Source organism: Paenibacillus germinis, assembly GCF_013141785.1.
GTDB classification, from domain to species: domain Bacteria; phylum Bacillota; class Bacilli; order Paenibacillales; family NBRC-103111; genus Paenibacillus_E; species Paenibacillus_E phytorum.
On record NZ_WHOC01000007.1, the window covers coordinates 15,341 to 40,690 of the forward strand.

Below are 25,350 nucleotides of genomic sequence, written 5' to 3' on the forward strand. Positions count from 1 at the left end.
GAATCATACCAATTCCATTTAACGTTGTCAACAATTAATTTGTACACAATATAAATTCAGGGATGATCCCCTTTGTTAATGGAAGATTCAGCCTATCTATTCATCAAACTTTCAGTCAGCTTTCAAGTGGGCTTCAGTTTCAATCGGCATAATAGGCATCAAGTCAAGTCATTCAAATTACCGAAACCGAAGGGAGCATTCATAATGAATAAACATATATCAGCAAATCGTACATGGAAATGGGTATCTTCTCTCCTGCTACTTAGTCTTATCGCGTATCTCATCGTCTATCCTCCTCTTAAGAAAACAGACCCGACATCAGCAGCCGTAGCGGTAGCTAAGGTTAATGGCGTCAATATCAGCAGAGACCAGCTCTATGAAGCCATGCTAGTCAGTGGCGGCGAGCAGACACTAGATACTTTAATCACTGAGGAACTTATTAACCAAGAAGGACAGAAGACGGGCGTTCAAATCACAGATGAAGATATTCAGCAAGAAATCTCATTAATTCAAGGCTCCTACTCTTCTAATGATGAGTTTCAGCAAGCACTCACCTCTTACGGCATGACTTTAGACGATTTAAAGAAAAATATGAAGACTCAAGTTCTCTTGAAAAAAATTCTAGAACCTCAAGTAACGATTTCCGATGATGAAATCAAACAATATTATGATGAAAATATCGAATCATTGAAGGTCCCTGAGCAAATTCAGGCCTCACACATCTCGGTCACGACCAAAGAAGAAGCGGATGCGATTCTAGCTGAGTTGAAAAAAGGTACTGACTTTGCCACGCTTGCCAAAGACAAATCCCTAGACACAGCAACCAAAGATACAGCCGGAGCTCTTGGTTACATCTCTAGCGGTAACATGGAGGAAACCTTTGATACCGCGGCCTTCGCCTTAGCTGTAGGTGAAACAAGCAGTGCCGTTCAGACAAGTACTGGATACGACATTATTAAAGTAACCGACCATAAAGCAGCCTACACGCCTACTATGGAAGAGAAAAAGGAGGATATTAAAACAACATTAACCAACCAAAAGTTGTCTACCCTATCTTCTACATGGCTGCAAGAGAAGAAATCGCAATCGACTGTTGAGAACTACTTGAGCAAAGATGCTTAAAATGTACACAAAAGAAGGATGCCCATACCGAGGCATCCTTCTTAGCTTTTATGGCGTCCGACTTTGCATCTCATCAAGACTCTTGAACTGGTATCCCTGACTCTTCGCATCGTCAATGATTCTGGCCAACGCCTCCGTGTTATCCTTGGACACCGAATGAAGCAAAATGACGGCACCTGGATGCAGCTGCGCCATCACATTTTTGTACGCATACTCCCAGCCCTTCTGATGCTTGGGCTCCCAATCGCGGTAAGCGACGGACCAGAATACGTTCGTATAGCCAAGCCCTTGACTAACGGCTAACGATTGGCCACTAAATATCCCCCGCGGCGCGCGCAGATAGCGCATCTCCTGTTGTCCAGTAAGAGTTCTGACCTCATCTTTCACTTGATTCAGTTCTTTCTGAATGCGTTCTGCCGATATTTGACTCATATCCGGATGGCTCCAAGAATGGTTGCCGATCAAGTGACCTTCCTGTGCCATCCGCTTTAACAACTCAGGCTCCGTCCTGATATAATGCCCCGTAACGAAGAAGATCGCGGGTACTTGCTTCTCCTTCAGCACGTCCAAGATCTTACCGGTATAGCCCTGCTCATAGCCATTATCGAAGGTTAAGTACAATTCCTTTAAAGCTGGATCTCCTGTGAAAATAGCCCCTCGCTGCTTCAAAAGGCCTTTGAAGCCTTCTTCATCAATCGACGGGGGCTGTCCTTTCGTACTTTTCTTAAATCCAAAATGATAAGACCCATCGGCAGATGCCATCGTTGCTTGCCCGAGCAGCATGGCGAGTACGATCGTCAGAATTCGCATGTATTTCACGGTTGAACATTCACTCCTTGCCTTCTGTGGATTGGTACAGTCTACATAGACTGTTACTAATATGCCACATGTTAGACGGAGATTATGTGTTCTTTTTCAATCTATCACTTTCCCAAATGCGTCCACAATGTCAGCTCGAAAAGCATGTCCGACTAGCTTCTGAATTTCAGCGTACGCTTCTCTTGGGGACGTGGCTTGTCGGTATGACCGCGGCGTCGTCATGGCGAGGAACACTTCCACTAAGCCGAGCATCTGCGAAAGCAGCGGTATCTGATCGCCCGCGAGGCGATATGGATAGCCGGTGCCATCTACTTTTTCATGATGATAAAGAAAAGCTTTCTCGACCTCTTGAAAATCGGGGATACCTTCGCATAATTCCTTCGCCATGAAGCAGTGCTCCTGCACCACTTCGAATTCGAACTCTGTCAATTTCTCTTCTTTTTCAAACATATAATCCGGCAGCTTGACCCTGCTTACAAAATGCAAGAGTGACAACAGATCAATCTCCCAATCTTGCACCCGTAAGCTTCCATACTCATTCACGAGTGATTTGAGCAGAATACTCATTTCACCGATTTCTTTACGCGACGTTTGTGTTTTCCGTTCTCCTACGGGGATGAAGCATTGCAAGATGTTAATCACTTGCTGTTTTTGCTGCTGAAACGCGGCGGCCTCGACGCGCCGTTTATGTTGATTAAAGGCTGTAATAATAATTCCGCCTAAGATCACGCAGCCTAATGCATATACACCTTTTGTCGTCGCCATAATAATGGGAGAGAACCCGTCGTCATTCCCATACGTGGGACCAAAAATTTGAAAGAATAAGAAATACAGCGAAAAAATAATTGAACCAACTACATACACCCTAAATTCAACCAATAAACTGAGCATAACAGGGAAAAAGATAAGGGCAACCCACATCTGATGCAGAGCCATAGGGTTATACAATGTGATGATAACAATCACTAAGAATAGTAATGATGGGGTTATCAGAGTCGTATATGGACTATCTTTCGGCATATTTTTCTGAATCGCATACATCCCCCAGGCAAAAAGGGAAACGGTAAACGAGGTCATCATATACAGCTTAGATTCGGAGTTACCGTTAACCAACCAGTATGACAAGCCACTCAGTGTACAGATAGAGGACATACTACCAATGATAGCCATCAATAGTTGATGGACCGGCAGTTGGCCGAATCGTTGTAAATTCATCATAGTGAACTCCTTCTTGAATCTGGTTGATCGCTTATGTTCTCCTTCGACTGGAAGATAGAGGCACCTTTCATGACATTCTCAATGGTGGATAGAATCACTTCAGGACTCGTATCTTTCATCAAGTAACCGTCAATCCCCGCTTTGAAAGCCCGATAAATATCTTCACTCTCATCAACAGCCGTTAAAATGATAATTTTCATTTGCGGACACCTAATCTTAAGGGTCTTAGCCCCTTCAATAATAGAAGTACCAGGCATTTTCAGATCCGTTAAAAGAAGATCGGGCACTAACGCTAAGGATTGCGAAATAGCTTCATTTCCGTTCGTCGCCTCACCCGTAACCGCGTAACCCCCACAGCTGTTGAGCAAAATATGAAGACCTTCTCTTACGATACAATGGTCATCGGCAATGACTACTTTATACATAGGCGATACTCCTTTCACGTGGGATGTAGGCTGTAACCGTCGTACCCATGACAGCTTCGGATTGAAAAGAAATGGCTCCATTCAAGACTTTAATCCGATTCTCCATGCCTCTCAGCCCAAATCGCCCCTGCTCGTACACCTCGGATATCTGCATTCCGATGCCATCATCCTTAATGGTAATCGACCATTGTACACTCGTGACTTCAATCCTCACATGGATATGTTTGGCCTTGGCATGTTTAATGACGTTGTTGGCTGCTTCCTCTACCAAGTGATAAATCGCTTCTTCGATATCAAGCTGCTCATGCGCTACCCAACCAATGTTCTCAAATATTGGAACCACCTCGGTATGTTCAGTAACACGGTGCAGCAGCTTCTCTATGGCACTATGGAGATTGAATTTTCTCTTCTCATCCTTAAGCTCGATGATGAATTGACGAATATCACGATGGCTTTCTTTCACTTTTTTCTCGATCTCCGTCACATAAGGAAGCGTCTCCTCGCGAACATCCGGGGGAAGCGCATTTTTCAATTGAAAGAGCTGAATAGAGATAAAGAAAAGCTCCTGAGCGATCCCATCGTGAATATTTTGAGCAATCGCATCGCGTTCAAGGGCGACAGCCGTTTCTTGAGCATCTAGCAATTCTTCATTGACGAAATGGAAAGCTTCCAGCTTCATGAGGATAAATTGAATATATATTTTGTGTAAAATAGACAATTCTTTTTTGCTTGTTTTAACAAGCAGCCATCCATACTTTTTCCCGCTACGGTCCAGAAGGACTTGGACGTAATAAGGCACAACTTCACCTGTAGGCGATGGTAATTGGGTGTAAATCTTCTGGCTATGCGGCCAATTTTGTTTCATATAATTCGTAAAATACGTATGCTTCCAACTTTGAAGCTTTTCGTAACGACCGGCACTTTCCACGCAAAGGATAACTTCCCGATCATCTAAAACTCGCTGAAGCAGTTCCTCTATATAGGAAATCGTTCCTTGCTTCATTGGCTGTACGGTCATGTGACGAGAAGAATAGATCGTGACTAGCTTGCGAAATTGTTTCTGTACATTTTGCGCTGCATAATGCACTAGACTTACTACGCAAAAGAAGGTGAATACGATAAAGCCGTAATCAAAATGAGCCAGTACATATCTATATATGAGAACATCAGATGTCAAAGCAAACAGAATCGGGATACCCGCTACATAAAACAGGAGTATCGGATAGTACTGTCTCCAGCTCACGAATTGTTTGACCATCCAGAGACCTGTAAAACTATAGATTAAAAACGGACTGGAAATACCGCCCGTCTGCCCAAGCAAATAAATCCCAAAGGATACATCCGTGACAGCGGCCATGATCGCCACTTTTCTACGCATTTTATTTAACTGTAATAGGCTGTATATCGTCTGAAAAAGAACCGCAGCCAACAGCAGTCCAGGCGTTACACCGCCATCCTTTGAATACAGGATGAGCCCAGACAGCAGCAGCGCCCATCTGCAGCCAAAAAATAAATATAAGCCCGTTCTGTTATGTAAGGACATGTCCTAACTTCTCCTAAACTTTATGAATTCTTAATGGTCTTTTGGCATATTTTGTTATACAATGAAGCCAATTGATGAGACTTGGGTACATAGTAATAGGTATTTGGTACTATTTTAGTATAACATAGCTGAGATCTTTTTGGAGGGAACCCGCTTGATTAATATGATTATCCTTGATGATCACCCGCTTGTTCGCAAAGGAATTCGCACGGTTGTATCATCCGGTCAATCGATGAATGTTGTTGGGGAAGCCGCGAATGCGAAGGAGGCTCTACGGCTCCTTGAGCAGACAAAGCCTGATCTTGTACTCGTTGATTTAAATTTGGGAAACGAAAATGGACTGGACTTGATTCGAGAGGCTCGACGATCGGGACATACTTGCAAATATATCATTTTAACCTCTTCGGTAACTCGAAGTGAGCTTCAATTAGCCCAATCTTTACAGGTTGAAGGCATCTGTTTGAAAGAAGCATTTCCCGAAGACTTGCTATATGCAGTTGAAAGCGTTGCTCGTGGTCGTAAATACTATGATCCTGTCCTAATGGGATCTATGATGGGCGATAAATCCAAGAGCGAAGAGCAGGAGCTCTCTGAACTAACCCCCAAAGAGCTAGAAGTCCTTATGTCTCTTGGCAAAGGACTTTCCAATAAGGAAATCGCCAGCGCCCTGTACATTACAGAGTTTACGGTGAAAAAGCATGTAAGTCAGGTGCTAGCCAAATTAGTTTTAGCTGATCGTACGCAAGCCGCCTTATATGCCCTATCCAAAGGGCTCGTGCAGTTTGAAATGCAGCGATAATAAAATGAAAGATCCGTCGGGAAAACCCGCCGGATCTTTTTGCCTTATAGGTCAAGCGGTTCCGCGATACTATGCATAGGAAATAACGAGAAGACCGCATAACCCTTCACATCTTTAATATGAACAGGACCTAATGAAGGATCCCGACTGTCCTTGCTCTCACCCAAATTCCGATTATCTCCGACAACGAACAAGTGTCCACTCGGAATTGTCTGTACATCCATATCTTCCGACTTCCCAGCTGTATATAGCTCAGGCAGAGGAGTTTCGTTCACGAAGATGACTCCATCACGAATGAGTACGCGATCCCCTTGAACAGCGATAACTCGTTTAATAATGCTAAAACCTAGTCGCTCATCCTTAATGACGACGACATCTCCATATTTGGGCGTTGAAAAGAACAACGATATTTTATTCATCAGCAGTACATTGCCGTTCTGTAACGAAGGATTCATGGAATTACCCGACACTTTCGTAAGCCCAATCATGTTATTAATCAAAATAAAGGCCAGTGTCAGGAGTAGAATGAATCGAATCCAGCCCCATACTTCACTTTTTTTCTTGATTACGGGCTGTCTAAGCTCTAAGACTTCTTCCCTCATATCTGCTCTCACCTCAATCTTTTAAGTCTGTTCAATTATTGTTGGTTGTACGTGACATGAACCACGGTTGCTGGATTTGGTTGCTGTCCATAGACATCATCCGTTACTGTTGGCGGCTGTGGCGCAGGTACAGGTACTGGTACAGGAACCGGTACAGGAACTGGTGGTTGAATAGGTCCTGCTGGTGCAGGCAGTGGTCCCGGTGCCCCTGGTGGCAGAACTAAGACAACCGGCGGGCTAGGTGTGAACACGAGTGCAGGTGGAACATAGCTGTTCACTAATGTATCCATCGCCCCCTGTGCACTATCCACAATCGCTTGGAGCTTATTCAAGATTTGCTGACGATCTTGTACTGTCTTGATATCCGTACTGGCGAGCAAAGATTGCGCATACTGTCCAAGAGCCTGAAGACGAATTCGCTTCTGCTCCTCCGTGAATGATTCCAAACTTCTGGATGATGCTTCGAGTCGAAGCTGCAATTCTTTCTTCAAAAGTTCCTTCTGCGTTTCAGTCTCTGACTTCATCGATTGATCCAAGCCTTGGATGACTTGCTCTGTTTTCTTATTGAACCAAGAAGCCATGGAGCCCGCAATATCAATGTCCGCATAGGAAATTCCGACCGACGCCGTAAGTACAACAGTTAAAGAAACAATTCCAGCTGCGACAATCCGTTTGGATTTCAGGTTGCGTTGCTTTTCATTTCTAGTGACCATTTTAATTCCTCCTTCTTCTCTTAGTGAATAAATGTAAGCTTGAGGCCCCGTCACCGGGGCCTGTTCGCCTATGTTATTATTTCAATCCGTTGATTACGATAGTTTCCAATGCTGCTAAACCAGTAGTTTCAAGGGAAGCACCTTTATCCGTAATTGCTTTTTTGTTTGCTGTTTCTAAAGTATCAGCAAGTGTTTGAAGTTCTGCTAATTTAGCTGCGATTTTAGCAGCCAAGTTGTCCTTAATTTCTTGGGATGCAGCTGTTCTTTCAGCAGCAAGCAAAGTGTTAAGTTCTGTTTTTGTAGCTTCGATTTTTGTAGTCAAAGCAGTTGCTGCTTGAGTTTGTGTCGTACCTACAGCCGTAGTCAGGTTGTTTACGGATGTTCTTCCTTGGTCATTAACATCTTTCGTAATGTCTAATTTGGCTACAAAACCAATACCATCAATTACACCGTTGTTAATAGCGTTCGTACCATTTACTAAACGGTCGTACTCACCAGGCATGCTGCCTTTAATGCTTGTGTTTTTACTGTCGATAGCAGTCGTGTAAGTGTTCAATTGACCGTTAATGGAATCTTGTACACGAGTCGTTTCAGTTGTACCTGCTGTTTTTACGTCATTCACTGCTGAATTATTGATATTTTTGTAATCAGTAACCATTTTTTCTTTGTTAGCAGCTACATAGCTTGCAACGTCTCCAGCGATTAAACCTTTTGTGATGGCTGATGCTGAGGAGTACCAGCTTTGAAGTTGACCGCCAGCGTCAGTTGCTGCGAATGCTGTACCCATACCTGCTACTAAACCTGTTGCAATAACACCAATTGCTAATTTACTTTTCAATGCTTTCATCATTCATCAATCTCCCTTAGAATAGTATATTGTTTCATTGCGCTCACCTGAAGTGAACACATAACTCACCATGACTGACTAGTTGCCCAGTTTCGACGTTAATCCTTGAATCGTTTCCTTGGCCCATTGATCGATTTCACGGTCATTCGCACTCTTCGAAGCACTTACGTACTTGTCGAAATCTGCTGCTGCACCAGTCTTAGCAAGCTCTGACGCGCTTTCGATTTGACCAACATAGGATTGGCGAGCCGCTTCTATGCTGTCGATAGCCTTATGACTAGTGTCATCTGCCATCTTCTTCAAGTTGGCATTTGCCTTGGATGTCGATTCATTCGCCGATACGCTCAAGGATTGAGAAGCTTCGTCCAACCCTTGTTGGACCATAGAATTAATTTCTTTCGTCCCCTGCTGGAAACTTGCTTTGTACCAATTTTGCAGAGGCTTACTTACATCCGAGTAGGCGTAAGCCGTACCCATAACGAGGAAAGTTGAGAGGCCCAATGAAACGATCATCACTTTGCGTTTCAAACGAATCATCGTGCTGCCCTGCCTCCTTCTTGTTCTGATCTCGCTTACAAACCTATTGTATCCCGCCATACGATTCGTGACTTCGTCCTTTAGAGTAATTTATACCTACTACTTTCGCAGTGTCTGATGGTATACTTTCGTACCAGATGCCTTTTTTAGTAAATAAGTTTTTACAACCAAAAAACTACAGGATACAATGCTCCTATACACCTAATTCATTAATAATGGGGGCGCCTTTATCCTGGCACTTCTCTTGACGCTTGGCAGTGAGACAACCTGGTTAACAGGGCTTACGATTGGCTTACTTATCGGCCTAAGCATTTCGCTGAAAATCGGGATGAATTATTTGTTCGAGAATAGCAAGCTGCAGTTGTATTTCATCACCATCGGCTACCACTTAGTATCCTATTTGATTGCTGGCATTATCATTGGAGCCTGGCAGTCCTAATGTCATTGAGATAGACTCACAAGAGCGCCTCCGCAGGAGACGCTCTTTTTTTATTGCCTCTAACGTGTTTCAAAATCGTCTAAATCGTTTATTCAGGTATATCCCCCCACTCCACTTGGCATTCACTCGAATATACTGGAGCACAAGATCTTTGGGGGTGGAGATAGTGCTTCAACTTAATGGAATCGTTGGCGGTAGCTCACCAATCTCGGTTGGCGCTGGAAAAACAATACTTCTGCAGCAAATACTTATTCGTGTGAAAAGTAAACAAAAGTTAATTTTGAGGGATATCAACTTCTTGTTTAACAACGAGGCCTTTGCTATCAAAATTGAGGCTGAACCCTCGCCAGGCGTCTTTATAGCCAGAGGGGGAGCAGGTGATTTAACGCCTCGTAAAGTGTTAGTTAATAATACAACTGGCGAGGATTTGCTTATATTCCTACTCGTAAGTGCCGTTAATAAAGCCAAGAACTCGAGATCCTTGAGTCGTTCAGATAGTTGGCACATGACCTTTGTGCGGCGTTAAGTATGATGACCAAATGTTTAATCAGTAGAAAAGAGGATACAATGAACCGGAAGCAAATGCTCCTGATCAGTACAATGGCCCTTACCTTAAGCCTGGGGGGAACCACATGGATTGATCCTTTAAGAGCTAATCCAATTGCAAATAAACAGAATACTGTTCCTATAAAAGAAGATCTGCTGCATGTACTGGGGCTATCCTCAGAGGAAGACATTTACATTGCCCAGTATAATGGGTTATCTCTAGCAGATATTGCCGAAGCCAACAAGGTTGACGTCCAGAAGGTCATTGAGCTTCAATTAGCAGAGTTAACCGAACAATTAAACTTACGGCTGTCCAGCGGCAGCATTACGCCTGAGCAATATGAAGCACAACGTGCAGAATTACCTGAAATCATCATCAAAAGTGTGTACGCCATGTAAGGATAAAATAAGGGTAACCGACTCCGTCGTCCTTCAGGGACAACTAAAAAACGCCCGCTTGGGCGTTTTTTTATGTTACTTACTTGTTGTGAACACACATCTATGTCACTATCAAATGAAGAGAAGCTTATTAGGAAAGGACTACGACCTGATCATGAATTTTCATCAACTTATTCCGCTTGTCCCTCTCATTGAACAGATCGAGACGAATAGTTCCTCTCTTACGACCGAATGCCCAGCCAATAAGTATCAGCTTATTATCGTACGTCGCGGACACATCACGATACTTGGCCATGATCAAGAACCAACGGTTTGTTCACAAGCCTATGCCTGCCATCCGGATCAAGGTGCCTATTCCATTCAAGTTCCAAAAACCAAAACCGTGGAGTACGTTATCATCACTTACCGAATGCTCCCTGACGAAAACACATGGACGTTACAAGGCCCACTCACCACACTCAGCGAGATCAAAATTCACTATATGCTGGATGAGCTTATCCGCACAACTCATGATCTTCATCCGCTCACGGCTGAAGAAGAGGCTGCCCATATATTTCGTAAGCGAATCATGTTGGAACGCATTCTCTTCATTTATTTATATGAATCCCAATTGACTCAAGAGAAAAAATCTTCAGCCGAATCGATTGAAGAAACTCTCTCCTATATGAATGAGCATTATATGGTTGAGCTTTCACTTCCTATGTTGGCCAGACGAGCAGGCATGAGTGTAGGTTATTTTACGGTTCTTTTCAAAAAGCACACTGGTTCTACAATGATGAATTATTTGTACACCCTGCGTATTGAGAAAGCTAAACAAATGTTTCTCCAAACCGATCTACTTGCCAAAGAAGTTGCGGGACGTGTCGGATTTGTTGATTATTTTCATTTCAGTAAGGTTTTCAAGAAAAAAACAGGTTATTCACCTTCCATATTCCTTGCAAATCAAAATAAAATCTAATAATAGGACATGTTCATTATACATATTAGACATGTCCTAAAGTGGAATTATTCGGTATGATTCCAAATGAGAATAATAATCATTGTCATGGAGGAAACCGAAAATGAAAAACCATATCGCTCGTCTTTGTCTTATCGCACTGATCAGCGTATTTGCAATAAGCCTTGCAGCTTGCGGCAAAACGACGAATACCGAATCAACTGCAACAACACCGACCTCTGCTAGCCAGAAGCCTGCTGCTCAAGTGGACGGAAAAATTACGGTTCAAGACGCCGTAGGAACAGTTGAACTACCTAAGAAGCCTGAACGCATTATTGCGATGGAATTTGGGTTCACCGATATCCTCGTTACTTTAGGCGTACAGCCTGTTGGTGTTGCCGACGACGGTAGCCCTGATCTATTTATGGACTCGGTAAAAAGTCAGTTGAAAACATACAAATCTGTTGGATCCCGCTATGAACCAAACATTGAGCTGATTAGTTCGCTTAAACCCGATTTGATCATCGTCGACGTGAACAAGCACAAGAATGCTATTCCCCAGCTCAAAGGAATTGCTCCGGTTCTGGTGTTAGATGATTTCCAAGCTGATTACAATCAAATGCTCAAGAATGTTGCTATTATCGCTAAAGCCGTTGGCAAAGAAGAAGAAGGCAAGAAACGTCTTGCGGAGCATCAAGCAAAGGTTGAGACTTTGAAAAAGAAACTCGGCTCAACGAATCTTCGTGTTCTTCCCGCAGTTGTGAATCCCAAAGGATTCTTCGCTCATTCGGATCACGCTTATAGCGGTTCCTTCTTAGCGATGCTAGGGTACACGGACCCTATTAAAAACACTGCCGCTTATCCGCAGATCACATTAGAACAGTTGGTAGAAGCCAATCCACAAGTCCTGTTCTTGCTGCCTACGGAAAAAGAAACCATCATCAAACAATGGGAAACGAACCCGCTGTGGCAGAAAATTGACGCTGTAGCGAACAAAAAAGTATTCACTGTAGAACGCCGCGACTGGTCCCTATCCCGTGGATTCCTTGGATCCGAGAAAATTCTCGAGGATATCGCGAAGAATTTGGGGCAATAGTCCAATGAAGCCTATGCCTATGTATGAGAAGCAGAGCCGTAAATGGCCTCTGCTCTTCCTTTTTTCTACCTCTATTCTCATCATGATGATGGGTGTGATCTGTAGTTTGAAATGGGGCCAAGCTCAGGTCTCCTGGCGAACCTTGCTCGAAGCCTTGACCTACCAAGGCAGTGATAAGGCTCACCTCTACATCCAAACACTACGTTTACCACGTGCCATCATGGCATGTATTGTTGGTATGCAGTTGGCCTTAGCGGGGCTCCTTACACAACTTACAACCAAGAATCCGCTAGCATCCCCACACATCTTCGGGATTAATGCTGGAGCGGCATTGGCCGTGGTGGTGGGACTTGTCGCTTTACCCCACTTTGGCAATATAGGCCTAATTGGCTTCGCATTCGTAGGGGCCGCCCTAAGCGCGCTGCTGATTTGGTCACTAGCGGGGACGGGTCGTCAGCAATATGTGCGTTTAGCCCTAGCCGGGATAACCATACACTTCCTCATGTCTTCTCTCACAGAAGGCTTCATTATCATGAATCAGCATGCCACTGACAGCATGATCTTCTGGCTTGTTGGCTCCTTGAATCAAGCGGCTTGGACGGAAGTTCGCATTATTTTACCTTTTTTTGTAGGCGGCATGGTGCTATTCAGCTTCATGCTCCCATCATTCAAACTGCTGCTTATGGATGACGACATTGCGGCAGGTTTAGGCCAACGTGTTAACCTCGTGCGTGGAATAAGTATTCTGCTGGTCATCTTACTCGCCGGATCCGCAGTAGCCTTATGTGGTCCGATTGGTTTCGTTTGTCTCCTTGTTCCGCACATGGCTCGCGCTATGGTCGGCAATAACTTAACGATCCTTGGCCCGTTAACAGCACTACTCGGGGGAAATTTACTTCTATATGCCGACTTCCTCAGCCGCTTTATTGCTTTTCCATTCGAATCACCGGTGGGCATTGTGACATCCGCGATTGGCGCGCCATACTTCATCTACTTGGCTCGCAAGCAAGGAGGTGTGCGGTGAAACAGATAGCACGAACAATGCGAAAACCTGCTTTTTCCCTGATGGCAGCATCCGCAATTATGATTGTGCTCGCTATCATCTATGCACTTGTGGGCGCTGTACGGATCCCGCTAGGAGATGTATGGACTGGATTAATGGATGAAAAGAGTCCGTCTTATTTCATCGTACATCAGGTTCGATTACCACGCATCCTGGTTGCAATTCTAGCAGGATTTGGTTTGGCGGTTGGCGGCGTTATTCTCCAAAGCTTGGTGAGAAATCCGCTTGCCAGCCCTGATGTTATTGGGATTACCAAAGGGGCCGGATTCATGGCTGCGGCTGTTATCTTTCTCTTTCCCAAATCGCCAAGTTACTTCTTGCCCATTGCTGCGTTTATCGGCGCCTTCTCAGCATTCCTTCTTCTACTGCTGTTAAGTCGGCGATTAACACTCCCTCCCGCCTCCCTCGCCTTAGTGGGCGTTGCGATTGGGACTGTGTTTCAAGCTGCCACACAGTATTTGATTGTCAGACACCCAAGCGACATCAACATGGCGCTGCTCTGGCTGTCCGGCAGCCTATGGAGCCGTAGCTGGAACGATGTGTACACGCTGCTGCCGTGGACCGCCGGGCTTCTGCCGATCGTGTGGGCGAACTCTGCGAAGCTGAATATTTTTCAGCTTGGTGACGATATCACCACCTCGCTCGGGCTGAACATCGCGAAGCAGCGCTTCTGGCTGCTGATGCTAGCTGTTACCCTCGCCGGCATCTCCGTGTCGGCCGTTGGCGCGATTGGCTTCATTGGCCTGATCGCGCCCCATATCGCGCGGAGCATCGTCGGCGCTCGACATCAATGGCTGATCCCGTTAGCAGCCTTGATCGGCGCTGATTTGATGCTGCTGGGCGACTTGCTCGGCCGCATCATTATTCTCCCGCGGGAAGTACCCGTGGGCATCATGACCGCCGTCATCGGCGCGCCCTATTTTATCTACTTGCTGCGTAGGGAGCGTCTACGTAGAGGGTAATACATGAAAAAGGATGCAAAACCGTTTCACGGTTTGCATCCTTTTTTGGCACAGATTTTGTTAGGATCTAAGGGGAATAAAGTCAGTTGATTAGGCTTGTTCATGAGCTAAAGTTGTACAACATACAACAATTTCATTGGTTTCTTCTTACCGTACTGATCAATGTTGTATGTTGTGCAACAATTTAACCTCATTTCACCCCATTGAGCTACTTTGGGGAGAAATTGTTGTATTTTCTGCAACAATCACAGGAAAAACGCAGACTAGCTAGCCTAATGTTGTAGAAAATACAACTTTTGCACTCGTGTACCTCTCCCCGATTCAACAACGAGAAACGATCGCCGCTTTAATGGCTCTTTTATGACTGTCTAATGGATAGGCCTATTCTTTTGAACATTAACAATTCGATCACTCCCTTAATAGGTGTTTTTCACGATATTGTCCTGGTGTCATCCCTTCCTGCTTACGAAAATAACGTATAAAATTTTGTGAATTATTATAGCGCAGCCTTTCCGCGATCTCCGAAATTTTCAATTCGGTATCTACGAGCATCTCCTTAGCCTTCTGCAAGCGGAAGTTGGATAAGTATTCACTGAAATTGACACCCGCTTCCCTACGGAAAACGCCCCGAATATAGTCAGGATGGTAGCCAAGCCTGGTGGCGCAAAGATCCAGCGATAGATCCGTCTCCACCTCATGGTGAATCATGTCCAGCATCTGATCAGAGATCCGCATATATTGCGTTTTTCTTTTCTTTTCGAAGAGCTCCATCATCGGATAAATTAACGCCTCACGAAACCATTGACCGATTTCCTTAACGGTTCTCATCCTATAGAGCTGATCGATCAACGACTTTTCTCCATCATACAAGGAGGCGATAGGTTCACCCAGGTTTTGCGCCATACGAACCAATTCGAGCAGAAAGGCAGTCAAAGGGACAAAATACTCCCGATGATTAACTTTCTCTTGAAAAATCTCCTGTAAATAATTCTCCAGCAATTGATCGGCCTGAGCAAAATCAGCCAGCTTCACCGCATCCAGCAGCTCCTGTTCAATCCGCCCCTGAAAGAGGGAAAGAATGGTCCCTTCCGGCTCAACGTCCTCAATATAAATAACAGAACCGGCCCCCGTCCTGATCGTATATTTCAAAGCCTCTGTGGCATCCTGATAAGCCATTCTCGCTTCTTCAACCGTGTTGTAGAACCGGCTTATGCCCACACTGACTTCAAGCTCCAGAAACTGACCTACCTTCTGCCTAATCTCCGCAGCTAATTCATTAACTCTTTTCTTGTAAGCTTCCTCCTGTTCTCCTCTGCATTCAAGCAAGGTGACTTGAGTTCGGTGAATAACCGTAGGCTTAAGTCGCTCTGAGACAGGAACAATCTCATCCACAATATTATTGATCGCAAACAGGAGCAGATCCTCATCCATTTCATCATAACGCGTGCCATTCAGCGTATCGATCTGGACAGCCATCACGTAGATCCGGTTCCAATCCTTTTTATACGCGAAGCCTGTTAACTTCTCCTGAATCTCCTGAACTCGTACTTCCCCTTGAAAAAGCTTGATCATAAACAGCTCTTCAACCTGTCGACGCTGTCCTTCAATAATGCCGATCATTCGATGCTTCGTATCTAGCATTTCATTCACCTGACGGCCAATAAAGCTCAGCTCATCCCTCTCCGCAGGCTTCGTAATCTCCGGCTCGGCTTGCAGCGATCGGTACAGCAAATGAATGGGACTGTACATCCGTCTGGATCCCAACCAGGATAGCAGCATCGTAACAACAAGAATCAGCAGGCAAGCGGTATAGGTATACCATTCAATCGCCTTGGAATCCTTCGTAATAAGGTCCACCGAGGAGACTGAAATATACATCCAACCGTTATAAGGCGATTTGCGGAAGGTTACTCCCATATCCCCATGCTGAGAAGAAGTGTAGGTACCAACAGCTTCCGTATTATTGCGAATAGATAGTAATTCCCCTCTACCGCTGTAATCCTTCCCGATTTGCGTCGCATCACTATGTGCCAATACAAGACCATTCTCATCCAGAATCATGACGTCGCCCAGCTCACTGTTATTAGCCAGCAGCTTATTAATCTCTTTGCTCTTGAATTTAACGATAATTATACCGGAAGGCGTAGAGGAATGAAGCGGAAGCTTCTTGACCATATGTATCTCTTCACTAGCAGAGCCGGCATGTGTCCAAAAGCTCGTCTTACCAGATTGGGTGTAATTTTTCACCATATCGGCTTGAATGAAGCTTTCTAATCGATGCACCTCCGTTGTATTATCAATCGCCCAGCCTCGATTCAAGCTGACCAGCAGGATATCATGAATACCCAGATCGAAGCTTTGAAGCTGGTGAAGCCCCTGCAGCATGCTGTTCACCGTATCAAACTGATCCGGGGTCAAAGACATATTCAAAGCCGAGTTCACCAGTGATGAGCTCATAAATTGGGTTACCGATTTGTCCGCTGTCTTCAGAATCTGCTCCACCCTCATCTGGGTTTGCTCCAGATTCAGCATATTTCCCTTGGCTACCTTATCTTGAATGATTTCAGAGGATTTCTGGTAAGACAGAACCCCCAATATCAAGACGGGAAGAGTCCCCAAAAGCACGCTGAACAGAAACAACCTTAATAAAAATTTGGGTGGACGAATTCTCATGATCGGGCTAACCTCCAAAGGGTGCGAAATACGCGAGGAATTCACTTCCGGTAACGAAAAGTGAATTCCTCTGACTCTATTGTAGTCGAGCTAACGTCTAGCGCCTAGCTATAGCTTATTTTTTCAGCTTCAGATATTGAGCGGTGTATTCTTCAATGACTTTATCCCCACCGCTTTTCTTCCACTGTTCCAAGGCTTGATTCCAGCCTGCCTCATCAATAGTCCCCATAATGAACTTAATTCTCGCATCCTGAATGATCTTCGTAATCTCGGAGCCCTTTTCCGCGAGCGTAGCCGATTGGAACGATTCAGCCGGATTTGCTACAGCAATCGAAGCATTGTCCTTGAACATTTGCTTGTATTTGCGCACGATAGGAGCATCCTCGCCGGCATCCACCAAACTGCCATCATCAAAGCGAATTTGATAGATCGAATTGACGTCGGTTTCATAAGCCTTGCCGTCTGTACGTGCAGGCTTGCCATTTTCCACCTTGTAATGTTTGCCTTCTATGCCCCATTCGAACAGGTTTTGCAGCTTTTTGTCTGCTAATTTATCCATAAAGCCAAGGATTTGTTTCAAGTCAGCCTCAGTCTTTACACTTGTCTTCGGGAACATATACGTACCGACATAACCGCCATTAAACAGCATTAATCGTTCGCCCTTCGGCCCATTGATCCGGCTGACTACATCAAGCACCGCATTCGGATTAGCTTTAGCCAAATCGTTGAACCCAGCATTGACATCATCCAACGTGCTGATAATTAAACCAGCTTTCCCTTGATTGATCGCTTCCTGACGCTTTGTTCCCGGCACCACTGCGAAATCCTGGTTGATCAGCTTTTCATCATACAGCCTTTTATACATCTTGAGCGCATCCACATATTCTTTGGTCATGAAATCAGGAACGACCTTGTTATCTTGGATTCCATACAGATTTGGACCTCCATACCAGCCAAGAATCGTCTGAAACCCATTCATGCCCCGGCCCTCGTACATACCGAAGGTATCATCCTTGCCATTCTTATCAGGGTCCTTGGTACTGAAAGCTTTAATCACTTGATAGAACTCATCAATCGTCTTCGGCTCAGCCATCCCAACAGCATTCAGCCAATCTTTTCGTAAAATAATGCCTTCACGCGCCACAGGACGGCTGCGGAAAATACCGTATACCTTCCCATCCACAGCAATATTGCTCAGCACCAGCGGATTAAGCTTGCTTAGATTCGGATAGTCCTTCAAATACGGACCGATCTCCCAGAACATACCAGACCGGGCCGCATTAATAATTCCTTGGCCTTTATTGCTGGCAATCATCATGATCTGTGGAAGCTCACCTGCGGCAATCGTCGCGTTGATTTTATCATTGTAGGCAGAATTGGGTACCCATGTAATATCCAGCTTCGTCCCTGTATGCTCCTCAATGATTTTAACGGCCTCATTGTCTGCTTTTGGCGGTTCGGCTGAATAGTACATGTTCATCATGGAAAGTTTAAGCGGTTCCTTCGGTTTAGCTAATTCCTGTGTGGTTTTCGATGTGCTGTCTGCCGACTTCTCCGTACCTTGACTGCATGCTGCAAGTAGACTTGCTGTAAGCAACAATGCTCCTGTGATCCTCAGTCCCTTGCGTTGTTGTCCGTAAGATCCCCTCATTGTGATCCTCCCTTTTTTTCCCTGTCATTTTATATTAAAAGATTACGCCGCCAGCGTCACTCTGAAGTATCATCAAAGCTGAAACAGAGTGAGCCTTCCGTGTTATCCTTTAACCGAACCCAAAAGTACGCCTTTCGCAAAATGCTTCTGTAAAAATGGATACACGATTAAAATCGGCAGCGTAGATACTGTAATCACGGCCATTTTGATCGACTGCGGTGGGATGGTGAAGGAATCGTTCACCTGACTGGAATCACCGATTCCGCCTTCCGCCATAATGACGACTTGCCTGAGAATGACCTGGATCGGCCACTTGGTCGTATCGTTGATATATAAAATAGCGGAAAAGAACGAGTTCCAATGGCCTACCGCATAAAATAAGGAGAAGGTCGCAATAGCAGGCAGCGATAAGGGCAATATAATTTTGATCAGAATGCCCAGATCGTTACAACCATCGATTTTCGCTGATTCCTCAATCCCTTCCGGCATTTGCTGAAAGAAATTTTTCAAAATAATAAGATTGAAGGCGCTGATTGCCCCCGGTATCAATAAGGACCATAGTGAGTTCATTAGCCCTAGCGACTTGACGACCAGGAATGTAGGAATCATCCCACCGCTAAACAGCATCGAGAATATCACCATCAGCATCACTGACCTGCGCCCCAGCAATTCTCTGCGTGACAACGGATAGGCCATTAAAGCGGTGAAAATAATATTGATTAAGGTTCCTACAACCGTAATATAAATGGTGTTCAGCAAACTTCGAACAATCGTGTTGGTGGAAAAAATGTAGGTGTAGGCGTCCAATGAGAACTTTGTCGGTATCATCACCATGCCTTGTTTGGCGAATTCCTCTGGCGATGCGAACGAGCCGAGAACCATGTATAGGAACGGAAGCACCGTTAAGGCTGCGAATAGAAAAAGCAATGTAATATTAACGGAATCAAACAACCGTTCTCCGAATGATCGATTTTTCATCCAAATCCTCCTTTCCTCTTAATAAATCCCTTCTTCGCCTGTCTTTTTGGCTAATGCGTTCGTAGCCAGCACCAGCACCAAGCCCACTACGGATTTGAAAAGTCCGACAGCTGTACTGTAGCTGAATTGCGATTGGTTAATACCAGCAGAGTACACATAGGTGTCGAAGACCTCTCCTACCTCCCGATTCATCGCGTTAAGCATCAAAATGATCTGCTCGAAACCTGTATCCATAAAGTGCCCTAGCCGCAGGATGAATAAAATAATGATCGTGCTTCGGATTGCAGGCAGTGTAATGTGCCAAAGCTGGCGCCAGCGTCCCGCTCCATCGATTTTCGATGCTTCATACAAGCCTGGGTCTACCCCCGCCAGAGCAGCAAGGAAAATAATAGTGCCCCAACCTGTTTCTTTCCACACCACCTCAGTCATGATCATCGTTCGGAACCACTCGCTGCTGATGAGAAAGTTGACTCGTTCGCCTCCAACCTTCACAATAAGCTCGTTAACAACCCCACCCTCTACGGTAAAAAGAATGTAGAAAATCCCTACGACGACGACCCATGAAAAAAAATGCGGGATATAAACCAGCGTTTGCACAAATCGTTTCAGAAACTCCTTGCGAACCTCATTAAGCATCAAGGCAACCACAATCGGCAGCGGGAAAAAGAAAACCAGATTATAAAGCGCAAGTATCACCGTATTTTTGAACAGCATCCAGAAGGTAGGCTCACTGAAAAACCGAGTGAAATGCTTAAGCCCTACCCAATCGCTGTGCCAGAAGCCCAGAAAGGGCTGATAATTCTTAAAGGCGATCAATACGCCCCACATCGGTAAATATTTAAATAAAATGAAATAAATAACGCCCGGCAGTAACATAAAATATAACCATCGGTCGCGAGCGATAATCTTACTGATCCGCCTGGTGTTTTTCCGCTGGGGCTGAGAACCGAATCCTGCGCCCACTGCTGTGAAGGATCTTTCCCCCATTTCCATATATGTCCCTCCATCTATTTATCGATTTGGTTCATGGCGAACAATCGTATATCCCTCTAGCTGTTCACCCGTCACTTTGAATTCATTTTGCTTCAAATCGTAGGTCACTATCGCTACTTTATCCAATGAATCCAAAATAACGGAAAACTCCTTTGTAATTAGATAACCAGCGACGGTAAATACGCCAGAGCTCGGTATTTCTATAGGAACTTGATGCTTATTGCGATTGTATTCGCTGCGCTCTCTCATCAGCTGCATCTGTTTTTCCGTCGAATTCCCCCAGTGCTCTCTCGTTCCAACGCCTTCCAGCTCCATATAGCGGACTCGTTCGCTAAGGCCAAGCTCCTTGGCCTTCTCCATGTACATCCGTGCATGCTCTACCGGGACACGAACATCCGTTTCGCCATGAGCAATAAACAAGGGAGTTAGCACATTGCCAATCAAGGCCAGCCCGCTTCGTGATTGATAGGCGATAGGGTTCGTATGCGGTGGAAATCCGATCCACACATCTAATTCATCCCGGAACTCACCGATCTCATCCTGCTCATACCAAACCGTATAATCGGTAATCCCGCACATTGCCGTAGCAGCAGCAAAAAAATCAGGAAATTTACCTATAATCGCATACGCATTCCCACCGCCACCGCTTCCACCTTCAAAATAAATAATCTCAGGATCAATAATGCAATCGGCATAATGCTTGCGGACGTAATTCACAGCATCAATTACATCCAGCAGCTCCCAGCCGTTGCAGTCCGGTTCTCCGTCAGAGAATGCTCTGCCGCGCATATCGACCTCAACCATTAAATAATCACCCTCATGATGAGGTGTATCCATGTACGTAAAGGAAGGGATACTCATATGCCAACCATGGGTGGTTACACATATACGGGATGGCCTTTGCGGTTTCAGAATCCTCATTGCCAGGCTAAGCTCCGGTTGGATTGAAGAAGGATAATAAATCAGATCACAATAGGGAGAATATCGATTGATCCGCTGCTCTCCGCTTTGCTTTTGCAATCTGACCCTATCCTCATATTGCTCATAAGTCATGCAACACTTGCCTCCTGTCATATCGATTGACTACACCGAGCTTAACGAACACAGCTCATTGCCGTCTACAATCATTAGCGAGCGAGATCAAGTAATTAAGCCTGATAATCTTCAGCGAGTGGCTGATAATCATTAGCGAGGTATACAAAAAAGCCTTATCTGCAGCTGGTTAGCAGACAAAGCAAAAAAGGATGCTAAACCAATTTACGGTTTGCATCCTTTTGCCCTTTTACTTCGCGTGTTACTCCCCTAAACCATACCACGCAGCCGATCCGCAATAACTCTCATCATACTTCGCAGCACATCAATATTTTGAAAACAGAAGGTTAGCACCAGATCCCGATGAAGCTGCAGCAGGACGGCAGCTTCCTTCGCTGTGCAGTCGGCCGAGCGAGGACCGCTGTCGATAATTGCCATCTCACCGAAGAACGTACCTTCCTGTAGGACCGCGTACTCTTCATTGCCTCTATGCACACGAATGCTTCCCTCAATAATGCTATACATCGTATCTCCGAAATCACCTGCGCGGCAGATGACTTCTCCAGGTTCGTAGGCGACTTCTTCCACCATTTGAGCGAGCCATATGAAATCCTCCGGAGCTAGATGCACGAACAAATCTATTTTTTGCAGCACGAGGATCCGCCGTAAAATAACTTCGTCCTTCGTTAAGCCTTCTGCTGTCTTGATTACAGGCAATTGCAGGGTGGCTGCGACTTCTGCGCGACTTTGCTCCAGTTCAGACTTATCCGCTGCCTGTCCCCGCTCCAATTCGGATCGCAGCCTGCGGGATAGCAGCTTCATCATTTCAACCGCTATGCTGGTCTGATCGAACATCATATCATAGAAAACAGCTGAATCCAGTCGCCACAGAAGAACATCCTCCTCGGCTCGAATGGTCGCTGTTCGGGCTCCCTGAGTCAGAATCGCCATTTCACCGAAGCAATCTCCCCGCTTCAGTTCGCCTAGCAGTTGCCCACTTCGGTATACGCCGGCTCGGCCTCCATCCATAATCATCAGGGAATCTCCTAGATCCCCTTCCTGAATGATGACTGCCTCCTTCTGAACACTCAGCTTATGTAATCGCTGTGCAATAACAGATAAATCTCGGCTTGTCATCCCTTGGAACAGAGATACATGACGGAGCAAATGCACCCGATGCATCAATTCAGAGAGATCCTCATTCGACGAAGCTCCCAACTTGTTCACGGTGAGATGCTGTATCGCTTGCTTGAGCCACTCATCCCCTTGCGCGGATAACCAATTCAAATGTTCGCTCAGTTGCATGTCCGTTGCTGAATTCCTAGCCACCACGCTTGAGCCTGACATGAATGTCGTCATTTCCGTGCGTAGGCTTCCTCGCAGCGTTTGATCGATAACTTCTTCCGCATTAGCCTGCTGCCTGGAATCCCCTTCGGACCAGTCGATATAGACAGCTTGCATCGTTTTCTCTTCATAGATAAGTGATAACAAGTGGAAAATGCGCCGACTGATCGCTGTTCGAATTTCCCTAACAATATTCTCGATGTCCGAGCAGCCCTCTATTCCAACAATACTCGCCCCATGTTCAACAAACTGATCATGCAGCTTTAATTCGTGGAGAATATAAGTCTCTACTTTATGGCTGTCCACAAAAGGCAGTCTCTTATGCATACGAAGCAGCGATTCCACAATACGATCACGCATGTCATAGTTGGCAGCCTCGTAGCAGTCGAACAGCATATCAAAGGCTCTCTGCGTTGCGATTCTTTCGAATACGGCTGGTAAATATAAGCCAATTTCTCTCTGTTTCAAATAAGGTGCTAACTGTGGCAAAATATCTTGCTCATCATAAGCAGCAAGGGCCTGGTTGGCGTAGCGCCGGGTTTGGCTGTCTTTTAACATCGCAACAATGGGTACAATTAATGGAGGTACATGAAGAATAGCCGCAGATTCTAAAGCACGAATTCGAACCAATGGACTGCTGTCTTGTAAGAGAGAAATCAGCGGTTTATAGAAATTTTTCACACGAATTTGTCCAAATAAGGCAGCCATCGCAATCCGTTCTTCTTCCTGCCCGCTTTCCATCATTTGCTTCAGTTTCCCGACCGCTCGGAACATACCTTCAATACTATAATATTTGACCAAACCAGCGATGGCAGCTGCTTGTACTTCCACCGACTGATCTTCTAGATGAACCGTTATTTCATCCACATATTCCTCTTTGGCATACGCTGCTAGCGCTAGTATTGCTTTAGCTCTCACCTGATTGTTTTCCGTCATCACCAAGGATTGAAGGATAGGTTCAAAGCCATCTGGCACCTTTTGCTCCACATAAGCCAAGGCTTCTATACACATTTCAGGAATTGAATGATGCAGCAGTCCGTCCAAATGAGGCGTTAAGTCGAAGGAGTCCATCTCTCGTAAAAGGCCGAAAGCATACAGAGCTTGCTGCTTATCCGAGCTGGACAGCGCATCAATCAGGATCTGCCGACTGGCTGGATCCATTAGATTGAGCTCAACCTTTTGAAGATCGTCACCCCCTGTTTTGAGATTGGACAAGAGGGTATGCAAATAGGCTTTCTTGACCTTTACCCCCGCAACGATCCCAATCACTAGCAAAACCAGCACTATATAACTCAATTGTGCAGGAGCAAGCAGCCGCGTTACGACAAGTAAACAGATGGCCGCCAACCCTTTGGCCCCATTGCGCACAATGCCATCTAGGAAGCTCTTCGCTCTGCCCCGCCATTCCGGTGGAACAGGAAACATCACTAATTGGCTCACAGACGAGTAGAGCGTATCTCCAACAACTTTATCGCTCCCCTTCACGATGACAGCCATAGCCAGTATAGGCAGTACTAGAATGCCAAAGCTGCCGGCAATTAACGTAATCGGAAAGACAAGCAAGGCGGTCATCACGCCGAATCGCGTCAAAATGCGACTGGATATAAACAATTGAACAAACAATGCAATCAACCCAGAGAAGCCGTAGAAGCTGCCCATAAATCCAGCCAAGGCCTCATTCTGCAAAGTCCCTCTCAGGATCACCTTGAATTGATAATCGATTAATGTGAGAGATAATACGAGTGCTGCGGATAAAATAGCGACGTATTTAAGATGAGGAACGTTCGCGAATAAACCTGATTTCCGCTGTACGGCCTGCTTCGCCGTTGTTGTCCTAGGCTGTGCCGGTTTGGCTTCTATCGATTCCTTAGCGAAACTTAATATCAAATAAACGGCCACCAAGCCGAGCAACTGTAGACCCGCATAAAAATAAATCAGATTCGCCGTACCTACGAGCGGAACGAGTGCTTTTAGCCCAAAGCCGCTTAAAATCCCCCCCGTAATCCCCCCGCTTCCTACGATTCCAATCATCTGCTTCGCTTTCCTCTGATTCATCACCGATGTGGCGAACTGCCAGAAACAAACAATCATCAAGAAATTAAACACGTCATAGCCGATGTAGATAACAGGAAACACCCAACGCAGCTCAAGTCCCACACCAAACCTAGAAACTAGAACCAGAACGGAGATAAGCGGAATTAAGATCTTCATGAGGCTTTCCAACCGAACCTTCGGTGAGTATCGCTGAAAAAGGATTCCCGCCATGATCATGACCAGGGCCTGCGGCAAGTACATCAGGGACAAATAGGAATTATCAAATCGGCTTAAAAACAGAGTATCTGCCGCGGTTCTCCCGATGGTTGAGGCTGAAACGACACAAAATAAATAAGCGAATAAGAGAAAAACTTTCCCATATTCTTGCTTATCTTCAGCGAGTTTATGCAAAAAGGTCTGATAGGTTTTGCTAAACATCATACGGCTCATGATACACCTCATTTTAGAATCGACGTTTTAGACGCCTAATGAAATTGTACCAGAAGTCCTAGGATTAAATAACTAGTTTAATAAAAAAAGAGACAAAATCCGCCACAATATTACGAAGCAACCAACTT

The 25,350-nt window shown here is 45.3% G+C and carries 23 protein-coding genes; 9 read left to right on the plus strand and 14 right to left on the minus strand.

Annotation, left to right across the window (positions count from 1 at the left end):
* The first annotated feature begins 204 nt into the window (after window positions 1–204).
* Window positions 205–1,122 (plus strand): peptidyl-prolyl cis-trans isomerase, encoded by a 918-nt coding sequence (locus tag GC102_RS00695; RefSeq protein WP_171687792.1) that lies wholly within the window; start codon window positions 205–207, stop codon window positions 1,120–1,122.
* A gap of 48 nt (window positions 1,123–1,170) precedes the next feature.
* Here the strand turns inward: GC102_RS00695 and pdaA are convergent, their stop codons facing one another.
* The 4 genes from pdaA to GC102_RS00715 all read right to left on the minus strand — a co-directional run bounded on the left by pdaA (window position 1,171) and on the right by GC102_RS00715 (window position 5,127).
* Entirely contained in the window at window positions 1,171–1,905 is a 735-nt protein-coding gene (gene pdaA / locus GC102_RS00700) for a delta-lactam-biosynthetic de-N-acetylase (RefSeq protein ID WP_376769339.1), read from the minus strand.
* A gap of 132 nt (window positions 1,906–2,037) precedes the next feature.
* Window positions 2,038–3,159, minus strand: coding sequence for an HD-GYP domain-containing protein (locus GC102_RS00705; RefSeq protein WP_171687793.1), 1,122 nt, complete (start codon window positions 3,157–3,159; stop codon window positions 2,038–2,040).
* On the minus strand, window positions 3,156–3,584 hold the full coding sequence (locus tag GC102_RS00710) for a response regulator (protein ID WP_171687794.1): 429 nt from the start codon (window positions 3,582–3,584) through the stop codon (window positions 3,156–3,158). The genes GC102_RS00705 and GC102_RS00710 overlap by 4 nt, the downstream gene beginning before the upstream one ends.
* Window positions 3,577–5,127 (minus strand): sensor histidine kinase, encoded by a 1,551-nt coding sequence (locus tag GC102_RS00715; protein WP_171687795.1) that lies wholly within the window; start codon window positions 5,125–5,127, stop codon window positions 3,577–3,579. The genes GC102_RS00710 and GC102_RS00715 overlap by 8 nt, the downstream gene beginning before the upstream one ends.
* Window positions 5,128–5,290: 163 nt before the next feature.
* On the opposite strand from GC102_RS00715, the gene GC102_RS00720 reads away from it, so the two are divergent.
* The gene (locus GC102_RS00720) at window positions 5,291–5,926 is read left to right on the plus strand and encodes a response regulator (RefSeq protein WP_216627907.1); all 636 of its coding nucleotides are present in this window, start codon (window positions 5,291–5,293) and stop codon (window positions 5,924–5,926) included.
* Between the two features lie 44 nt (window positions 5,927–5,970).
* Here the strand turns inward: GC102_RS00720 and lepB are convergent, their stop codons facing one another.
* The 4 genes from lepB to GC102_RS00740 form a co-directional block, all read right to left on the minus strand.
* Complete coding sequence (lepB, locus tag GC102_RS00725; protein WP_171687796.1) at window positions 5,971–6,528, minus strand: signal peptidase I; 558 nt, start codon at window positions 6,526–6,528, stop codon at window positions 5,971–5,973.
* 35 nt (window positions 6,529–6,563) lie between these two features.
* Complete coding sequence (locus GC102_RS00730) at window positions 6,564–7,241, minus strand: hypothetical protein (protein WP_171687797.1); 678 nt, start codon at window positions 7,239–7,241, stop codon at window positions 6,564–6,566.
* A gap of 76 nt (window positions 7,242–7,317) precedes the next feature.
* Complete coding sequence (locus GC102_RS00735; protein ID WP_171687798.1) at window positions 7,318–8,091, minus strand: hypothetical protein; 774 nt, start codon at window positions 8,089–8,091, stop codon at window positions 7,318–7,320.
* A 75-nt stretch (window positions 8,092–8,166) separates the two neighbouring features.
* Entirely contained in the window at window positions 8,167–8,625 is a 459-nt protein-coding gene (locus GC102_RS00740) for a hypothetical protein (protein ID WP_171687799.1), read from the minus strand.
* 232 nt (window positions 8,626–8,857) lie between these two features.
* Between GC102_RS00740 and GC102_RS00745 the strand changes: the two genes are divergently transcribed.
* From GC102_RS00745 to GC102_RS00775, 7 genes are all read left to right on the plus strand, one after another.
* Entirely contained in the window at window positions 8,858–9,064 is a 207-nt protein-coding gene (locus GC102_RS00745) for a DUF1761 domain-containing protein (RefSeq protein WP_281367612.1), read from the plus strand.
* A 166-nt stretch (window positions 9,065–9,230) separates the two neighbouring features.
* Window positions 9,231–9,590, plus strand: a complete 360-nt coding sequence (locus GC102_RS00750) for a hypothetical protein (protein ID WP_171639947.1) — start codon at window positions 9,231–9,233, stop codon at window positions 9,588–9,590.
* Between the two features lie 41 nt (window positions 9,591–9,631).
* On the plus strand, window positions 9,632–10,009 hold the full coding sequence (locus tag GC102_RS00755) for a hypothetical protein (protein WP_171639949.1): 378 nt from the start codon (window positions 9,632–9,634) through the stop codon (window positions 10,007–10,009).
* Window positions 10,010–10,163: 154 nt separating this feature from the next.
* Window positions 10,164–10,967: a helix-turn-helix domain-containing protein gene (locus tag GC102_RS00760; protein WP_171687801.1), complete on the plus strand. Its 804-nt coding sequence runs from the start codon at window positions 10,164–10,166 to the stop codon at window positions 10,965–10,967.
* A 103-nt stretch (window positions 10,968–11,070) separates the two neighbouring features.
* Window positions 11,071–12,042, plus strand: coding sequence for an ABC transporter substrate-binding protein (locus GC102_RS00765; protein ID WP_171687802.1), 972 nt, complete (start codon window positions 11,071–11,073; stop codon window positions 12,040–12,042).
* Window positions 12,043–12,046: 4 nt separating this feature from the next.
* A complete protein-coding gene (locus tag GC102_RS00770) occupies window positions 12,047–13,066 on the plus strand; it encodes a FecCD family ABC transporter permease (RefSeq protein WP_171687803.1) in 1,020 nt (339 codons plus the stop codon).
* 41 nt (window positions 13,067–13,107) lie between these two features.
* Window positions 13,108–14,067 carry a FecCD family ABC transporter permease gene (locus GC102_RS00775; protein ID WP_376769340.1) on the plus strand — a complete coding sequence of 320 codons (960 nt, stop codon included), beginning with the start codon at window positions 13,108–13,110 and terminating at the stop codon, window positions 14,065–14,067.
* Window positions 14,068–14,475: 408 nt separating this feature from the next.
* On the opposite strand, the gene GC102_RS00780 is transcribed toward GC102_RS00775, so the two are convergent.
* The 6 genes from GC102_RS00780 to GC102_RS00805 all read right to left on the minus strand — a co-directional run bounded on the left by GC102_RS00780 (window position 14,476) and on the right by GC102_RS00805 (window position 25,222).
* Window positions 14,476–16,740: a helix-turn-helix domain-containing protein gene (locus tag GC102_RS00780; protein WP_171687804.1), complete on the minus strand. Its 2,265-nt coding sequence runs from the start codon at window positions 16,738–16,740 to the stop codon at window positions 14,476–14,478.
* 115 nt (window positions 16,741–16,855) lie between these two features.
* Entirely contained in the window at window positions 16,856–18,391 is a 1,536-nt protein-coding gene (locus GC102_RS00785) for an extracellular solute-binding protein (protein ID WP_171687805.1), read from the minus strand.
* Between the two features lie 102 nt (window positions 18,392–18,493).
* Window positions 18,494–19,369, minus strand: coding sequence for a carbohydrate ABC transporter permease (locus GC102_RS00790; protein WP_171687806.1), 876 nt, complete (start codon window positions 19,367–19,369; stop codon window positions 18,494–18,496).
* A gap of 18 nt (window positions 19,370–19,387) precedes the next feature.
* Window positions 19,388–20,362 carry an ABC transporter permease gene (locus GC102_RS00795; protein ID WP_216627901.1) on the minus strand — a complete coding sequence of 325 codons (975 nt, stop codon included), beginning with the start codon at window positions 20,360–20,362 and terminating at the stop codon, window positions 19,388–19,390.
* Between the two features lie 18 nt (window positions 20,363–20,380).
* A complete protein-coding gene (locus tag GC102_RS00800) occupies window positions 20,381–21,415 on the minus strand; it encodes an alpha/beta hydrolase family protein (protein ID WP_171687807.1) in 1,035 nt (344 codons plus the stop codon).
* A gap of 249 nt (window positions 21,416–21,664) precedes the next feature.
* Entirely contained in the window at window positions 21,665–25,222 is a 3,558-nt protein-coding gene (locus GC102_RS00805; RefSeq protein WP_171687808.1) for an Npt1/Npt2 family nucleotide transporter, read from the minus strand.
* Window positions 25,223–25,350 lie beyond the last annotated feature (128 nt).

Excerpts from the sequence above, each read along its gene's own strand:
- GC102_RS00695 (WP_171687792.1), top strand. The coding sequence starts at position 205 with ATGAATAAACATATATCAGCAAATCGTACATGGAAATGGGTATCTTCT.
- pdaA (WP_376769339.1), bottom strand. The coding sequence starts at position 1,905 with ATGCTGCTCGGGCAAGCAACGATGGCATCTGCCGATGGGTCTTATCAT.
- GC102_RS00705 (WP_171687793.1), bottom strand. The coding sequence starts at position 3,159 with ATGATGAATTTACAACGATTCGGCCAACTGCCGGTCCATCAACTATTG.
- GC102_RS00710 (WP_171687794.1), bottom strand. The coding sequence starts at position 3,584 with ATGTATAAAGTAGTCATTGCCGATGACCATTGTATCGTAAGAGAAGGT.
- GC102_RS00715 (WP_171687795.1), bottom strand. The coding sequence starts at position 5,127 with ATGTCCTTACATAACAGAACGGGCTTATATTTATTTTTTGGCTGCAGA.
- GC102_RS00720 (WP_216627907.1), top strand. The coding sequence starts at position 5,291 with ATGATTATCCTTGATGATCACCCGCTTGTTCGCAAAGGAATTCGCACG.
- lepB (WP_171687796.1), bottom strand. The coding sequence starts at position 6,528 with ATGAGGGAAGAAGTCTTAGAGCTTAGACAGCCCGTAATCAAGAAAAAA.
- GC102_RS00730 (WP_171687797.1), bottom strand. The coding sequence starts at position 7,241 with ATGGTCACTAGAAATGAAAAGCAACGCAACCTGAAATCCAAACGGATT.
- GC102_RS00735 (WP_171687798.1), bottom strand. The coding sequence starts at position 8,091 with ATGATGAAAGCATTGAAAAGTAAATTAGCAATTGGTGTTATTGCAACA.
- GC102_RS00740 (WP_171687799.1), bottom strand. The coding sequence starts at position 8,625 with ATGATTCGTTTGAAACGCAAAGTGATGATCGTTTCATTGGGCCTCTCA.
- GC102_RS00755 (WP_171639949.1), top strand. The coding sequence starts at position 9,632 with ATGAACCGGAAGCAAATGCTCCTGATCAGTACAATGGCCCTTACCTTA.
- GC102_RS00760 (WP_171687801.1), top strand. The coding sequence starts at position 10,164 with ATGAATTTTCATCAACTTATTCCGCTTGTCCCTCTCATTGAACAGATC.
- GC102_RS00765 (WP_171687802.1), top strand. The coding sequence starts at position 11,071 with ATGAAAAACCATATCGCTCGTCTTTGTCTTATCGCACTGATCAGCGTA.
- GC102_RS00770 (WP_171687803.1), top strand. The coding sequence starts at position 12,047 with ATGAAGCCTATGCCTATGTATGAGAAGCAGAGCCGTAAATGGCCTCTG.
- GC102_RS00775 (WP_376769340.1), top strand. The coding sequence starts at position 13,108 with ATGGCAGCATCCGCAATTATGATTGTGCTCGCTATCATCTATGCACTT.
- GC102_RS00780 (WP_171687804.1), bottom strand. The coding sequence starts at position 16,740 with ATGAGAATTCGTCCACCCAAATTTTTATTAAGGTTGTTTCTGTTCAGC.
- GC102_RS00785 (WP_171687805.1), bottom strand. The coding sequence starts at position 18,391 with ATGAGGGGATCTTACGGACAACAACGCAAGGGACTGAGGATCACAGGA.
- GC102_RS00790 (WP_171687806.1), bottom strand. The coding sequence starts at position 19,369 with ATGAAAAATCGATCATTCGGAGAACGGTTGTTTGATTCCGTTAATATT.
- GC102_RS00795 (WP_216627901.1), bottom strand. The coding sequence starts at position 20,362 with ATGGAAATGGGGGAAAGATCCTTCACAGCAGTGGGCGCAGGATTCGGT.
- GC102_RS00800 (WP_171687807.1), bottom strand. The coding sequence starts at position 21,415 with ATGACTTATGAGCAATATGAGGATAGGGTCAGATTGCAAAAGCAAAGC.
- GC102_RS00805 (WP_171687808.1), bottom strand. The coding sequence starts at position 25,222 with ATGAGCCGTATGATGTTTAGCAAAACCTATCAGACCTTTTTGCATAAA.